The sequence below is a fragment of the Oscillatoria nigro-viridis PCC 7112 genome, from assembly GCF_000317475.1.
Classification (GTDB): Bacteria; Cyanobacteriota; Cyanobacteriia; order Cyanobacteriales; family Microcoleaceae; genus Microcoleus; species Microcoleus nigroviridis.
On record NC_019729.1, the window covers coordinates 6,900,292 to 6,916,239 of the forward strand.

11 protein-coding genes are annotated in these 15,948 nt (G+C 46.4%); 4 read left to right on the plus strand and 7 right to left on the minus strand.

The genetic code is table 11. The features are described 5' to 3' along the window. Positions 1-147 precede the first annotated feature (147 nt). Positions 148-1,518: a thioredoxin-disulfide reductase gene (gene trxB, locus OSC7112_RS28610; RefSeq protein ID WP_015179170.1), complete on the minus strand. Its 1,371-nt coding sequence runs from the start codon at positions 1,516-1,518 to the stop codon at positions 148-150. An 894-nt stretch (positions 1,519-2,412) separates the two neighbouring features. Here trxB and OSC7112_RS28615 point away from each other — a divergent pair. Continuing rightward, positions 2,413-3,429: a methyltransferase domain-containing protein gene (locus tag OSC7112_RS28615; protein WP_015179172.1), complete on the plus strand. Its 1,017-nt coding sequence runs from the start codon at positions 2,413-2,415 to the stop codon at positions 3,427-3,429. Positions 3,430-3,630: 201 nt separating this feature from the next. On the opposite strand, the gene OSC7112_RS34830 is transcribed toward OSC7112_RS28615, so the two are convergent. The 3 genes from OSC7112_RS34830 to OSC7112_RS28630 all read right to left on the minus strand — a co-directional run bounded on the left by OSC7112_RS34830 (position 3,631) and on the right by OSC7112_RS28630 (position 6,783). Further along, positions 3,631-4,599, minus strand: a complete 969-nt coding sequence (locus tag OSC7112_RS34830) for a hypothetical protein (RefSeq protein WP_015179173.1) — start codon at positions 4,597-4,599, stop codon at positions 3,631-3,633. A 29-nt stretch (positions 4,600-4,628) separates the two neighbouring features. Then, positions 4,629-5,798: a GGDEF domain-containing protein gene (locus tag OSC7112_RS28625; RefSeq protein WP_015179174.1), complete on the minus strand. Its 1,170-nt coding sequence runs from the start codon at positions 5,796-5,798 to the stop codon at positions 4,629-4,631. Between the two features lie 490 nt (positions 5,799-6,288). Continuing rightward, the gene (locus tag OSC7112_RS28630; protein WP_015179175.1) at positions 6,289-6,783 is read right to left on the minus strand and encodes a DUF427 domain-containing protein; all 495 of its coding nucleotides are present in this window, start codon (positions 6,781-6,783) and stop codon (positions 6,289-6,291) included. Positions 6,784-6,897: 114 nt separating this feature from the next. On the opposite strand from OSC7112_RS28630, the gene OSC7112_RS28635 reads away from it, so the two are divergent. The 3 genes from OSC7112_RS28635 to OSC7112_RS28645 all read left to right on the plus strand — a co-directional run bounded on the left by OSC7112_RS28635 (position 6,898) and on the right by OSC7112_RS28645 (position 11,704). Next, positions 6,898-8,178: a GH25 family lysozyme gene (locus tag OSC7112_RS28635; RefSeq protein ID WP_015179176.1), complete on the plus strand. Its 1,281-nt coding sequence runs from the start codon at positions 6,898-6,900 to the stop codon at positions 8,176-8,178. Positions 8,179-8,910: 732 nt separating this feature from the next. Next, positions 8,911-10,869 carry a cation:proton antiporter gene (locus OSC7112_RS28640; RefSeq protein WP_015179177.1) on the plus strand — a complete coding sequence of 653 codons (1,959 nt, stop codon included), beginning with the start codon at positions 8,911-8,913 and terminating at the stop codon, positions 10,867-10,869. Positions 10,870-10,882: 13 nt separating this feature from the next. Beyond that, positions 10,883-11,704, plus strand: coding sequence for a class I SAM-dependent methyltransferase (locus tag OSC7112_RS28645; RefSeq protein WP_015179178.1), 822 nt, complete (start codon positions 10,883-10,885; stop codon positions 11,702-11,704). A 593-nt stretch (positions 11,705-12,297) separates the two neighbouring features. On the opposite strand, the gene OSC7112_RS28655 is transcribed toward OSC7112_RS28645, so the two are convergent. The 3 genes from OSC7112_RS28655 to OSC7112_RS28665 form a co-directional block, all read right to left on the minus strand. Continuing rightward, a complete protein-coding gene (locus tag OSC7112_RS28655) occupies positions 12,298-12,900 on the minus strand; it encodes a Uma2 family endonuclease (protein ID WP_015179179.1) in 603 nt (200 codons plus the stop codon). A gap of 101 nt (positions 12,901-13,001) precedes the next feature. After that, on the minus strand, positions 13,002-13,598 hold the full coding sequence (locus tag OSC7112_RS28660; RefSeq protein ID WP_041623605.1) for a Uma2 family endonuclease: 597 nt from the start codon (positions 13,596-13,598) through the stop codon (positions 13,002-13,004). 79 nt (positions 13,599-13,677) lie between these two features. Then, the gene (locus OSC7112_RS28665) at positions 13,678-15,891 is read right to left on the minus strand and encodes a phosphoketolase family protein (RefSeq protein ID WP_015179181.1); all 2,214 of its coding nucleotides are present in this window, start codon (positions 15,889-15,891) and stop codon (positions 13,678-13,680) included. Positions 15,892-15,948: the final 57 nt, after the last annotated feature.

Genomic DNA, 15,948 nt, shown 5'->3' on the forward strand with positions numbered 1-15,948 from the left:
TCGAGGGATGCGGCTAAAAAAAACGATTTCTTCCCTGCGCGTTAATTTCGTACAGGGGAGAAACCGTGTTTTTGGCAGGCGGGAGGCAAGTCGAGTTTAGATTAAATCTCCCTTGGCGAACCTCAAATCTAAAATCGATCGATTGTCCTACAAATTACTGGCAATTAACTCGCGATACTGGCTTTTCGGCTTAACTCCTTTGAGCTCAGCCACCAAATCTTTGTCTTTGAAATACTGAATCGTCGGCGTACCGATCACGCCAGCATTTTCAGCAATTTCTGGATCTTCTTCGATGTCAATTTCCACGTAGTGGATTTTGCCCTCGAACTCATCTACTACTTTGCTCAAAATCGGCTTGAGGCTGTGGCAAGGCCCGCAACTCGGAGAGGCATATTTGACCACAATCAGTCGATCGCTATCGTGGAACAACTTCCGCAAAGCATAACCTCCTTCGTGGCGCGTGTCTTTGATATCAAAGTTCTCGCTGGTTTTGCGTACTTTTTGAGCTTCCGGCGCTGCTGCGGGTTGCTCGGATTCCTCAGTTTGATGGAATTCCTGCGTTAAATCGTTCGACGACAGCCAACGTTCTGCCAGCATCGCCCCCATACAGCCGCTGCCGGCCGCAGTGACGGCTTGGCGAAACTCGTGGTCTTGCACGTCGCCGACGGCGTAAACTCCCTCGACGCTGGTTTCTACCGAACCGTGTTTGGTGGCGATATAGCCTACTTCGTCGAGTTCTAGCTGACCTTGGAACAGTTGAGTGTTGGGAGTGTGACCGATCGCGTAAAACAATCCTTTCACCGGCAAATCGCTTTCGGCGCCGGTCTGGATATTTCTAATTCTCACCCCGTCCATTTTGCCCCCCGGTTCGCCCAAGACATCCACTGCTTCGGTGTTCCAGTGCACGGTAATTTTGGGGTTGCTCAGCACTCGGTCTTGCATGGCTTTGCTGGCGCGCATCCGATCGCGCCGCACCAGCATATGTACGTGAGAGCCGTATTTTGTTAAATAAATAGATTCTTCCGCTGCGGTGTCGCCCGCGCCGATTACAGCTAAATCTACTCCTTTAAAAAGTGGGGTAGCGCCGTCGCAAATCGCACAGGCAGAAATGCCGTGACTCCAAAATACGTGTTCGCTAGGCAGCCCCAGCCTTTTCGCCGTCGCGCCTGTAGCGATTACTATGGTGTGGGTTTTGATTTCTCGGTCTTCCGATCGCACTGTAAACGGACGCTGGGTCAAATCCACCGAAATTACATCTTCTGTGTATAGTTCGGCACCCCAGCGCACTGCTTGAGCTTTCATCCGATCCATGAGTTCCGGCCCGGTGATGCCTTCGGGAAAGCCGGGGAAGTTTTCGACTTCTGTGGTGGTCATCAGTTGACCGCCGGGGATGCCTCCCGTTTGGTAGCCTTCAAAGACTATGGGTTTCAGGTTTGCTCTCCCGGCGTAGATTGCTGCTGTGTAGCCTGCTGGGCCTGAGCCGATAATTACTAGGTTTTCTACGGTTTGTTCGGTCATAGCTATTTACTTAAACTCATAACGACTTCGTTTTATTAATTCTAGCAGAGTTCGATCGAGTTTGGTTTGATGCCATTGTGCGATCGAGCATCTGTATCTATTTTTGAGGGTCGATCAGTCTTCGGGGCAATTCCAGTTACTTTAATAAGCAAAAACAATCTAAAAGTCGATTTAGTTTTAAATGTTCGATCTATTTTGACCCCTCAAATCTTAAGACAATCTAAAGACGAGCAAAATTATTGACTTCATTCTCAATTATTTTACCTATTTACTTGCTTTGAGGCTTGTGGTAGGATTTTCACAATCCAGGGGCATTATGACTAATTTGACTTTTGGACGCTGAAACCTACTTAATTCATCAAATTAGCAAACTCTTCAAATGTAATAAGTACAATTGTTTATGCAAAATCCGCATTTTATGGTTTAAGAATTGTAAAGGAGATTTTGGCGAATTTGACAAAATACAGTAGTTGTGGTATAGAAGTGCGATCGGGGGAAATTTAGAAGGAAATTTTTAACCGCTTCGGAAGCACAGGCGGGACGCCCGTGCCACGATAAACATAGAATTAAGGAAATTTTTAACCGCTTCGGAAGCACAGGCGGGACGCCCGTGCCACGATAAACATAGAATTAAGGAAATTTTTAACCGCTTTGGAAGCACAGGCGGGACGCCCGTGCCACGATAAACATACGGTACGCCCGTGCCACGATCAACATAGAATTAAGGAAATTTTTAACCGCTTTGGAAGCACAGGCGGGACGCCCGTGCCACGATAAACATACGGGACGCCCGTGCCACGATAAACATAGAATTAAGGAAATTTTTAACCGCTTCGGAAGCACAGGCGGGACGCCCGTGCCACGATAAACATAGAATTTTGTAATTGTGTCTGAATGGATAAAATCAAGATATTGTTTGTGTGCAGTCAGAATAAGTGGAGGAGTTTGACTGCCGAGAAAATATGCCAGAAGGTTAGCGGCTACAGCGTGCGATCGGCTGGAACGGAAAAAGGTGCAAGAATTAGAGTAACTGAGGGTCTTGTCGGCTGGGCGGATTTGATATTTGTGATGGAGAAGAAGCACGGCGATCGACTTCGCAGCAAATTTCCCGAAAGTCTCGAAGGCAAGAAAGTTATTTGCCTGCAAATCCCGGACAATTACGAATACATGGAACCCGAGTTAGTCGAGCTTTTGCAGGCGAAACTGAACCCCTATATGGAAATGCCAGAGAACGAGATAAATTTTATGCAGCGAGTTTTGGAACCGGAAGTGATGGATTCCTTGGAAGAGGCGATCGAATACGATTCGATGGACTTTACTGAGGTTAATGCTGCTTTTGCTCAGAGTGCTGCGGCGTTGGGGCCGGTTTTTGGAAACGTTTTGGATGCGGGGACGGGTACGGCGAGAATTCCGATCGTCCTTTGTGAATTGCGGCCTGAGTGGAAATTGACTTGCATCGATTTGTCGCCAAATATGCTGAAAGTCGGGGCCCAAAATGTGGAAAAGGCGGGCGCGCGATCGCAAATCAATCTCGAATTAATCGATGCTAAGGCCATGCCGTATCCAGACAGTTATTTTGACATGGTGATTTCCAACAGCATTATCCACCATTTGCCCGATCCGCTGCCGTTTTTGCAGGAAGTCAAGCGGGTGTTGAAGCCGCAGGGAGCAATTTTTTTGCGGGATTTGCTCCGGCCGGAAAAAACGGAAATCAGGGATAATTTAGTCAACCTGTATGCGGGAGATTGCAACCCGCATCAGAAACAGTTATTCAGCGATTCGTTGCAAGCAGCATTTACGCTGGATGAAGTTGAGGAGATGATCCAAAATGCCGGGTTGGATGGGTTGAGGATTTACGAATCTTCAGACAGACATTGGACGGCAGAACGTGCTTGGTGCGAGACTGTGTAGAAAGAGAGAATCTGCTGGGTGGGAAGATTGTAAAAACGGTTTGTAGTGAGGACTTTAGTCCGCACATTCAGAGAAATCTCGCCTGCACTACGAACTAATTTGATTGCAGTTCCTTGACCGGACATGATATTATTCGGTAGCGACGCAGTATACCGCTGTACCTGAAAAAATTGTAACAGAAACGAGATCGAGTTGGTTTTTTCAGTAGGGCAATGGAATTACGCGACGCATGATATTGCCACTAATGTTTTTAAGGTCTTCATCGAAATACCTAAGTGCATCAGCCTCCCCGTAAGCAGTTGCTAAAGTTAACCAGCCAAGAAAAAATCCAGAGCCACCGCAAATCGTACACCCACCGTCTCCGCCTCGAAAATATAGTTTTTTGCTAATTATCTCCCTATCGTAGGGATCTTGCGCGATATGAAGTCCGAAAAGATTGGGCTGCAAGTGGAGTTTCCAGTCAGATATATCGTCTGGATAGCAATCGCCCGGATAGCAATCGTCCGGACAGAAGTCTCCCCAGCGAAATAGAGTTGTGCTTCCCGCACCGCAGGCATACTCCCATTCGTCGAAAGTTAACAAACGCAGTCCTTCGGAGGCTAACTCAGCTTGGATGTCTTCGTAAGTCTTGCGCAGAATTTGCCAAGCCTCGATCGAGCCATCTTGACATCTTTTAAATCCATAGCTACTATCTGGTTTCAAGTCAGAGCAATTCACAATTCTAGCAGCCCGACAGTCTGGGTTGTTTTTTAATAAATTCTGAATTTTAAGTTCTTCCAAACTGATGAGTTCAAGACCAATTATTGTCGGTTTAGTTTCTACCATCAGCGGGGGGACAATCACCTTGCGAGGCGGTGTAGTGACGCTTTGTACGTAAGAGTAGATATCTCGATCGAACCCGAATTCTTCAGCACTACGTTGAAATGATTCGATTTGCTCGTCTGTCGGGCGAAAGTTGCCGGCTTCGCATCCAATTTGAACCTCACCCCCTGGCATCAGAGAAAATAAAGCTCCTTCATACTCAAAAATGGCAATAGAGAGTTCGGGGCCGCCATCAGGGTAAAATCGCAAACCTTTAAAAATTACTGACTGTGGCAGATGTGCTGCTAATTCCTGTGAGTAGCGATTTTTTTGTTCTTCGCTCAATTTTTGCCATTCCTGCAATTCCATAAGCCAAAAGTTCCTGAACTTAACCTTTTCTACTTATCTAATTTTATAGCATCTAAAATTACTCGATCGCGCCCTTTGTCTTTAGCTTGATAAAGCGCGCGGTCTGCCGCTGCAATCAAGTTTTTTTGTGCTGCGGACGATTGAGGAAACGTACTCGCTACCCCCAAACTCAGCGTCACGAGAGAACACACCTCCGAATTAATGTGTTCCATTTCTAGTTCTTTGATCCACACTCGAATTTTCTCTGCAATCCAGACAGCTATTTCAGGCGAAGTCCGAGGCAAAATTACTGCAAATTCTTCGCCTCCGTAACGGGCTACCAGAGTCTCGCCCGAAACTTCGCCTGTTGAGTAATTTACGGCTGCCAAAATAGCTTGGGCTACCTGTTGCAAGCAAGCATCTCCCGCCTGATGTCCGTAAGTATCGTTGTATTTCTTAAAAAAGTCAACATCGCATAAAATCAAAGATAGTTCTGCTGCTGCTTCTCCCAATTCTTGCCATTTTTTCTCTAAGTATTCGTTAAAACAGTGGCGGTTGGCAATCTGAGTTAAGCCATCTAAGTTGGCAAGGCGATACAATTCGGAATTAGCTGCTTTTAATTGAGAATTAGCTGCTTCTAACTCGGATTGCGTGAGCGATAAGTTGTAATAAAGTTCGCTCATAGACCAAGTAGCTTGTTGGTGAATTTGGGATAAAGCTACCCAGAGTTGATGCACGTCTAAAAGTCGGTAAACTTGAGGTTCTAACTGCACGACAATGGGCTCGTAAAGCAGTTCCGGCGGTCGCTGCACGGAGCGCTGAGCTGCCATGACAATTAAGGCTACTCCTGGTAAAATCAAAATATCGGTTTGAGCTATTTGATACAAGGCTATAATCGGTCTGCAAGCAAATATATCTACTCCGTAAGGGCGGCTCATGCGTTCCATAAATCGCCGACGCGATATCATCCCTAAAAATTCCCCATTTAGGGTCAAGATAACTCCCGGAAGCAGCGGGTGAGCTTGAAAAAACCGGGCTACTTCTTTGGCAAGATATGAGGAGTCAACCTGAAAATTGAATAGATCCAGATCCTTAAGAGTAGACTCTAAAGATAAATTTTTGATTGAGTTTTCTGGCGAGTTAGACGGCTCAATAAATTCAACAGACACAGCGCAGATCCGAATAAATAATAAAGCAGCAACAAAGCTAGTGTCAACCATTAACTTATATTAGTATTTATTTGTTACCATTGGTTGTATTCTTTACTACACTATTTTTAAATAATGGAAGAAGCTGCTGCGTTTTTTGCCGTAGCTGCATTGCATTGATTCATGCTCACTAAATTACAGATTTATTGAATTATTCTCGATTTTTTACTCCATTTTTTACTGCGGGCTTTTGACGGCGTAAAAAAACAGATTTCGGAGCCATTGCTCAACTCATTGACTGAAAGCATCCAGGATACAATCCCCCTTAGTCATCCGTGGAAAAATAAAAAACGTGTATCCGATAAACCAGCCCCCGAATTTATCCCTGGGGTGAATGCTTCAATCTAAAATCTAAAATCTAAAATCTAAAATCGATTGACGGTGCACACAAACTCAAGAAACCTGGTTTTTAAACCGGGGTCGAGGTTGTAACGAGGTTTTGCGTAAAAAAACATAGTCTCTGCCGCTGTTTTCAACTCAAAACTCACCACTCAACATTCCCTCACCAGCCCCAAGTTCCTGGCCCTCCCTTAAACGGGCCGACAATATCTTTGGTAATCCAGCCGCCGTAAAAATCCCCTGGTTGAGATTGCACTAATTCCCCGTCCACATAACAGGCATCCATCTTGCTCGGATAAAAAGCCACATAATCTTTAATAGCTGCAAAAACCTGATTGGGATTGGGATAAAACCAAGCAGCATTTACTACTTCTTTCGACTCTACCGTCACAGTGTAGTAACCGGCTTGTCCCTTCCACTCGCACCAAGAACCCCGTAAAGTTTTGTGCAAATATTCCATTTTGATGTCCTCGGGGCAGATATAGTAGGCAGGAGGGTGACTGGTCTCCAATACCCGCTGAGGACGGCGCGTGTCGGCGATCGTCACTCCATTAAAAATTATCTGTACGTGTTTGGTCGATTCCTCAAGCCGAGGGGGACGCGGGTAATCCCAAACAGACTCTTGACCTGGGCCGGGCTCTATTCGATCGAAGTTCATTTGCACAGTCTCCACTGAAAAAAAAAACACTTAGCGACTTAGCATTACAATTTAATGTACCCTTAATCGAGTCGCTGCTTCAGAGCAAACCAGCTTTTCTCAACTCTTGGTAATATGAGTATTCGCGGTATAGACGTTTCCGACTACCAGCCCAATGTCAATTGGCAAGCCGTTGCCCGGGAAGGTATTACCTTCAGTTTTGTCAAATCGACCGAGGGTGCAACCTTCGTTGCCCAAACTTTCGCCCGCAATTGGGCGGCAATGAAAGCGGCCGGGATTCAACGCGGTGCTTACCACTTTTTTCAACCTGCAAGCAGCATTCAAGGACAAATAGATTTGTTCTTGAAAACTGTAAAACTCGAAGCGGGGGATTTGCCGCCAGTCTTGGATTTAGAAACTACAGGCGGTTTGAGTGCGGATCAATTTTGCGATCGAGCCGCAATTTGGTTAGAAGCAGTCGAAAAAGCTACCTTGATGCGGCCGATTATCTACACTTACCCCGGTTTCTGGGACAACCTGGGGACAACACGGTTTGCCGATTACCCACTGTGGATTGCTCACTATACCACTGCTGAGGAACCCTGGGTTCCCGGCGGCTGGAAAACTTGGACTTTTTGGCAGTACAGCGATACCGGCAGCGTGTCCGGCGTATCGGGCAATGTAGACACCAATATTTATGAAAGCGTCCGAGAAGGCGCCGTAAGTTATAAAGTTGCAGACATCCAGAAGGAATTAAGAATTAAAGGTTTCTATCAAGGCGCGATGGATGGTAAATTTGGAGCCACCACCACAGCGGCGCTCATCTCGTTTCAGAAATCTCAAGGTCTCAATCCAGACGGCACTGCTAGCCTCAAAACCTGGACCGCTTTGATGCGAAAATCTCCCAAAGTAGTTGTCCCCCCTCCAGCGCCGACACCCACCCCGCAGCCGACTCCCACTCCAACTCCCCCTCCCATATCAGACGTGCGGCTGACTCAGGTATTCTCGTCTTATCAAGCTAAGGCTAGCCAAGATACTGCCTTAATTTGGCTGCAAAGTCAGGTTCCTACCTCTGTTTTAGCGGACTTTGCTCAAAAATGGCGGGCAACTTCCTTACCTCAAGACAGTAATTTGCGATTAATAGATGTGGGCAAATTTTATCGCGGTTTAGCACAACAAGACCAAGCTTTAGATTGGCTGCAAAAACAAATTTCTCCGGCTATTATTACCGAGTTTGCACAAAAATGGCGCTCTCAATCTACTGTCACTAATTCTCCGATTCGGCTGATAGATGCGTGCAAATTTTATCGGGCCGCACCCCAGCAAAACCAGGCTTTAGATTGGCTGGAAGGGCGAATTTCCCCGGCCATTCTATCGGAGTTTTTTCGCAGGTGGCAGAATGCCACTCGATTATAGATTATAGATGGAGTCTAAAGATGAATCTTGCGATTTGAGATTTGAGATGGGAACTCGACTCTCAAGATGAGTCTGGGGGCGATCGATTAGATTTGAGATTTGAGATTGACTCTACAGATGAATCTTGGGATTTTAGAGCTTTTTAGATGGAAACTCTACTCTAAAGATGAGTCTGGGGGCGATCGATTTGAGATGCGAGCTTTTTGATTGGAGATTGACAATAAAGCATCCAGGATACAAGCTCCCGGATTCATCCGTCCATAAATAAAAAACCTGTATCCGATAAAGGAGCCGCCGAATTTATCTCGCGCAAGTCAATGCTTCAATTCTCAAATCTCAAATCTCAAATCTAAAATCGCGCAATCGATTGACTCTACAGATGAATCTGGAAGTTGAAAGGCTCTATAATGGGAAAGCTGGCAAATCTTGCTATTTGAGATGTGAGATTGACTCCCGATCGAAATTCGTCAAACCCTCTCCCTCTGTGCCCGCATCCCCATCGGACTCTCGAACATAACAGATAATTTATCGCTGAGCTACAGCTTACTCCCATCTTTGACGCCAAGAGAATTATCTGATAAAGTTATAGCGACTATCAAAGTTTTTGAATCTTATTGGGAAAAATCCAGGGCCGTGCCGAGTTGGTAAGCTGAGCCCAAAATAGCGCCTGCACTCCAATTACCCGCGATCGAACATTTAAAACTCAGCGGGCAGCCTGTAACAATTATATCTATGGAAATCCCCTTTAACATCACCCTGTTGATGGTCATGACCGTCATCTGTGGCATCAGCGCTCAAGTTCTCGCCGCCTATCTGAAAGTTCCGGCGATCGTCTTTTTGCTGTTGTTTGGCATTTTAGCCGGCCCAGACTGCTTCGGAGTGCTGCACCCCAATCTGCTGGGCAGCGGTTTGGAAGTTATGGTATCCCTTTGCGTAGCTTTAATTCTGTTTGAAGGCGGCTTGAATTTGGAATTGCGAGATTTGGGCAAACTTTCCGGCAGCATCCGCAATTTAGTTACCGTAGGCACTTTAATTACCCTAATAGGGGGCGGAATGGCCGCACACTGGTTGGGGGAATTTCCCTGGTCGATCGCATTTCTGTATGCTTCTCTAGTAGTCGTCACGGGCCCGACAGTAATCGGCCCTTTGCTAAAACAAGTATCCGTTGACAAAAAAGTTGCCGCCTTGCTAGAAGCAGAAGGCGTTTTAATCGATCCAGTCGGGGCAATTCTGGCAGTATTGGTGCTGAATATTATTTTGAACGGCAATACTGATTTGCTGGTTTTGTTCCGAGATTTAATCGTGCGACTCTTCGTTGGCGCAGTCATCGGGGTTGCGGGAGGTTGGCTGCTGGGATTCATTCTCAAGCGATCGCAATTTCTCTCAGAAGACCTCAAAAACTTAGTAGTTTTAGCCAGTTTGTGGGGATTTTTCGGCTTAGCAGAAGAAATCCGCAGCGAATCGGGACTGATGGCAACTGTGGTATCCGGCATCGTCCTCAGAGCCGCTGCTGTCCCGGAAGAAAGGCTGCTGAGAAGGTTTAAAGGTCAACTCACAGTCCTGGCTATTTCCGTGCTGTTCGTGCTGCTGGCGGCCGATTTATCCCTCGCTAGTGTGGTCGCCCTCGGTTGGGGAAGTTTGTTTACAGTTTTAGCTTTAATGTGGATAGTCCGGCCGATCAATGTTTGGTTGTGTACTTGGAACAGCGGACTGAATTGGCAGCAGAAATTATTTGTGTGTTGGGTAGCGCCGAGGGGAATTGTCTCAGCGTCGATCGCATCTTTATTTGCAATTTTGCTCACCCAGCGGGGAATCAACGGCGGCGACTCGATTAAAGCCTTAGTTTTCCTAACAATTATTATGACAGTTTTCGTCCAGGGACTGACGGCCGGACGGATCGCTCAACTGTTGGGCATCACCTCAAAATCGGCAACCGGTGCTGCAATTGTCGGGTCAAATCCTTTGAGCAGATTAATTGCTCGCTTGTTTCAAGAACGCGGAGAATCTGTGGCAATTATCGACACAAATCCCGAAGCTTGCGAACAAGCAGAACGAGAGGGTTTGCGGGTGTTTTTGAGCAGTGCTCTCGACCACAGCGTTTTAGAAGAAGCCGGACTAGAGTCAATGGGAACTTTTTTGGCAATGACTAACAACGGCGAGGTAAACTTAGTGTTAGCTCAGCGAGCAGCCGAGGAGTTTGCACCGCCGAGAGTTTTGGCAATATTTCCCAAAGATCCGCAAGCAAATACGCCTGCAAATCAGAGTAAAATCAATCAAGCTTTTGTCTCCGATTTGTCGCTGAAGGATTGGAACGAATATTTGAGCGACGGCGAAGTAAAATTGGGGGAAACTGAGTTAAAAACTCAGGGATTGCAGTTTCAAATTGCTCACTTGCAAGCTTTGGTTCAAGCCGGGGAGTTAGCGCCGCTGCTGCTGGAAAGGCAAGGGTACTTGCAAGTAGTGTCGGCGACTCAGATTTGGCAAGCAGGCGATCGAATTATTTATTTGCTGTACGATCCGACACCGAAATTGTTGAAAAGATTGTCGGGTTCGTCTCAGTCTCGTTTGACTTTGGAAAAACATCAGGTAGTTGAAGAAGTGCCGATTCCTCCTCCGGTTTTAGAGCCGGTTGTGGAGGAAATGGAAATAGCAAAGGATGCTAAAGTTTTGCAGCCACCAGTTTCGCGGTAAGAGGAATGATTTTATGACCGCAGAAGGATCGTATCAAGCAAACACGTACAATCTGGAACTTGAAGCAGAAATCCAGCGGTTAAAAGCTCAAGTTCTCCTCAGTTGGGAAAAGGAAGCGCGCACTTTAAAGTGGTTCGGTTTAGCCGACGGGATGAATGTTTTGGAAGCGGGTAGCGGGCCGGGATTTTTTACCGAAAAACTGTTAGAAGTGCTGCCAAACAGTTCGGTAACAGCGTTAGAAATTGACCCGGTACTGCACGAAAAAGCAGTAGCGTATTTGCAGGACAAAGGGGGCGATCGAGTAAATCGCATCCAAGCATCGGTTGCGGATACTGGTTTGGCGGCTAACACTTTCGATTTTGCGATCGCCCGTTTGCTGTTCGTTCACCTCCCAGAGCCCGTCGCAGCAGCTAGAGAAATATTCCGCATCTTGAAACCGGGCGGCAAACTGGTGATTATCGATAGCGATGCGGATCTGTTTTGGCTGACAAATCCACCTTTGTCAGTCGAGATTGTCAGGGAGAAATTCAAGCAGGTAATGGCATCGCGGGGCGGTAATTTATCCGTCGGGCGAAATCTCTGCCGCATTCTCAAAGAAGCTGGGTTTGTTAGCGTTGATTTAGAAGCCGTTGTCAGCCACAGCGATATAAGAGGAATTGAAGCGTTCCAACCTTTACTTGACTCCGGGCCCATTTTGCAGATGGTCAAACAGGGGTTGATTTCAGAGTCGGAAATAGCCAGCTATCTGGTTTCGCGGGATGAGTTTGTAGCTGCGGGCGATAGACGATTGATGATGAGTTTTTGGCTAATGGCTTGCGGGGAAAAAAATGAATAAAATTCAGACAAATTTATCACAAAACTTTGATGTTCCGCCGCAAAACCTCTAGCACTCTCGCTAAATTGCCAGCTAACAAAGCAAAATTATTTAACAGCCAACCAGGAAAAACTTCAGAATAAATTATCCACTCAGCTTTAGTTTAAAGCTGCACGAATAGCTCTAGAATCGTATCATATCAAATCCGGTAGCATCGTCGGGCGTCAAATCTAGTCCACAGTCAACACTCACGGACGGTGCAACGGGAATTGAGATAATTCATCTGCGTTAATCTGTGTTTATCTGCCATCATCTGCGGTTAAAAAAAGAGAATTTATTAATCGCAGATGACAAAGTATTGACGCTGATTCACGGAGATGAAGATCGGAGAGATAACAATAATTCATATCCTAACAGATTTAATATCAAAGCTATAAATTTTCAGATTTCTGAGCTTAGTAACTTTACACCTACAATTCTAACAAATCGTTGGGGCCGATCGCGCAAAGGTTGTTTGTGAGAGCCAATGATTGTCTGTCACATTTTAGCTTAACCAATCAAGCCTTTAGCTAAGCCCTCATAGACGATCGCACTTTTTACCAACTCCTCAGCATTCAACCCACTTGCCGAACCCCATTAAGAAACTCCGTCCTTGCCTCAATCCTTGAAGGCATTAAAACGCAGCGTACCAACAATGCTAAATCCAACTCCGGCAAAAACTCACTTCTTGAAACTTGCTCGTAATCATCCTGGCGCAGCCGATAGACAGCCAACTGATTATTTTCCCAAAACCAAACTTCAGGAATGCCAAGTCGCAGATATTTAGCTAGTTTATTTGTGCTACCGCTAGTAATCGTTACTTCCACGGCTAAATCGGGATGCTCTTTTCTGGAACCTATATAATAAGACTCGTCTGGTTCAAATGATACATCTCTTGCCCGGTCTCTGCGAGTTGCACTCCCTACAGGAATATATTCAATTCCCATTTCACAAAAGTAGAGTTGTAGCAAAAAGTTAAGAAGACAACTGATGGTCTCATGTTCTTCGCCCAGTGTCATAAACTCGATCCACCCATCAAGATAAGTTATCCGCAAACCCGGAGAGTCTGCCATCAAAGATGCGATCGCCTCAAATTGCTCCCAACTATAATAACCGGGGAGAATCAATCGCTGTTCGGCAAGAAGCGTAACTGTTTCTTCTAAAACTTGTGCTGTCATAGGTATAGCCATTTTATTTTAATATTGCTAGCCCTTATCTGGTATAACCCTGGTAAGGACAGCATGAAATCGCATTCAAAACTTAGCGAACAAAGTCGATATTATTGCGACCGAATTCCCTGAATAAACTCCGTCCTTGCCTCAATTATTGAAGGCATTAAAACGCAGCGTACCAACAATGCTAAATCCAACTCCGGCAAAAACTCACTTCTGGAAACTTGCTCGTAATCATCCTCGCGCAGCCGATAGACAGCCAACTGATTATTTTCCCAAAACCAAACTTCAGCAATGCGAAGTCGCAGATATTTAGCTAGTTTATTTGTGCTACCGCTAGTAATCGTTACTTCCACGGCTAAATCGGGATGCTCTTTTCTGGAACCTATATAATAAGACTCGTCTGGTTCAAATGATACATCTCTTGCCCGGTCTCTGCGAGTTGCACTCCCTACAGGAAAAAATTCAATTCCGAGTTCAAAAAAGTATGCTTCCAGTAATATAGCGATCGCTTTTTTAAAGCTTTCGTGTTCTTCGCCCACTGTCATAAACTCGATCCACCCATCAAGATAAGTTATCCGCAAACCGGGAGAGTCGGCCATCAAAGATGCGATCGCCTCAAATTGCTCCCAAGTATAATAACCGGGGAGAATCAATCGCTGTTCTGCAAGCGTACCTATTTCTTCTAAAAGTTGTGCAGTCACAGGTATCACCATCCTATTTTAAATATTACTAGCCCCTACCCAGCACCAACCAGGCAGGGGCATTCACTCACATTCTAACTTAATGAACTAGCTCGATCGCCCTTTTCGTCAACGCCTCAGCAGTCAACCCATTAAACGCCATCAACTGACCAGCACTAGCAGTAGTTTCCCCCCGCTTCCAAGCGAAAGTATCCCGCTTGCAATTGCTGCGGAGCATCACAGGTTCCAACATCCCAGAAGCACCGCCTGTCACGCCAATCAAGGCATCTGAGCCAAACAATTCGGCAAATTTCTCATCGCTCAAAAAGCCGCCGTCAGCTTCGGAACAAGTATCCCAAGCAACATCGCTAGCACGATACAAACGCCGGGGATTCACAACAGAAACAATCCGCACTCCAATCCCTTCTGTTTCCAAAAATGCCGCCGCTTCAAACACTGGCATTAACGTCATGTCGCCGACAACTGCAAACACAACTGTCTTATCTCCTGCTATTTCGTGCAGCACTGTTGCACCGTCTTGCAAAGCTTGGCGAGTCTGTTCAAAAGTAGTGCGAATTGGCAGCGGCGACTTGCTTGCAGTAATCACAACTCCCTTATTTTTAGCAGTCAAAGCCCACTCGTAACAAGCTTGAATGCTGTTAGCATCCGGTGGAAACAAAGGAAACACATTTCCGTTCCGCATCATCGCCGCAAAATAAGCCTCGATTTCCGGCCGTTGGTGCGTCCAACCGTTGCGGCCTTGTTCCAATGCACCCGCTGTAAATAAGGTGACAGTTGCCGGAGTTGGACGGCGCAATTCTGCCATTGCTTGGGTTACAGTTTGCCAAATTGGTAAACCGTTGATGGCAAAAGATTCGTAGGAACACCACAAACTCCGCGCTCCAAATAGCGATAAACCTACAGCTAAACCGGCGCAAGCATCTTCGCTCAAAGGTTCGTAAACTTGACCGTTTGGCGATTGATTGTACAGGTCATCTTTCGTCGGGTGAATAATCTTGAGAGCTTGGTTGATATTGGCAATTGCCGATGCTTCATTGCCGTCAGCATTAGTGACAATAAAAGTACGATCGCGCTCGCCGACTTTCCCTACCAAACGCCCCATTGCTGTTGTCGAAATCTTCGCTTCTCCCCCAACTGCAAATTCTTCTAAAGGCAATTCGCCTAAATCTGCCAGCGGCAAGGTAAACTCAGTAACAACTGTTTTCGCCGCCGGCCCGCCGCCCGCACGTTCAGCATTTGTCCGCACCAACTCCCAAGCAGCAGCAGTCAAAGCGCGCTCTTTTAAAGCACTGATAATGTGCGGAGCATCCAGCGTATCTTTCGGATAAAGATTGTGAGATTTTGCACCGCGCGCGTGGACGCCGGCACCTTTCAACTGTTTGATAATAAACGCAGTTAATTTGCCGCCGAGAGCAGATTTTGCCGCTTTGTCAACTCCTTGTAAAACAGCTTTGGTAAATGCCATGCGCTGTTCGAGCGAAAAAGCAGTGCTGTCAACATAATCTTCCGGTTGATTTTTATCGTCAAATTCCTTAGCATCAACTAAGATAACTTCTTCAAAACCGTTGCCTTGCCAATAAGCAATCATTTCAGCATTAGTTTTAGTCGAAACCATGCTGTGATGTTCCTGAGAATATCCGTTCCAAACCAACACAGGCAAAAAGTTAGTAACGCTTGGATAAGCTGTGTGGAAATGCGCCATGCTGCTCATCGGATAGGGTTCGCCCATGCCGCCGTCGCCTATTGTGAAAGCAAACAGTTTTTCGCGGTGCAAAAGCGCTCCAGCCATTGCGAAATGCTGCCCTTGTCCGAGGGGGCCTGCCGGCGCTAAAAGCCCGGGAATGAAACCGGAAAGATGTCCTAACAAACCGTCTTTTTCTCGGAATTTATCGCGCATTTGCTGCACGTTAACAATTTCCATATCCTCCAAAGATCGATCGAGAAACATGGCACTGTAAAAGCCGGGGGCGTGATGGCCGACTTCGGTGACAATGTTCTTGTGTCCCAGCATCACCAAAGCGGCATAAGCCTCAGCTTGGCTAGCAAAACCCCCTGGATGTCCCGATGCCTTGCTGGCGGTGACTTGCAGCGTCAGGTAGCGCAGGGCGTCTGCTGCGAGCATGGTTTGAAAGACGGCTGCGGGATCGGCAGGATCGGCGATCGACTTGCTCCCCTCGGCGATCGCAGGTGTTTTCCCATAAGTATCAAAACCAGGGACTGTTTCAGAAAAATATTGAATGCCTTCGCAAAAAGCGGGCGTTGTTGACGTTGCCTGCGGGGTAGTTGCTGTCATGCTTGATACCGGAAAAATTTGAATTGGATTAATGTAAGAGTAATTTTATAGCTTCCG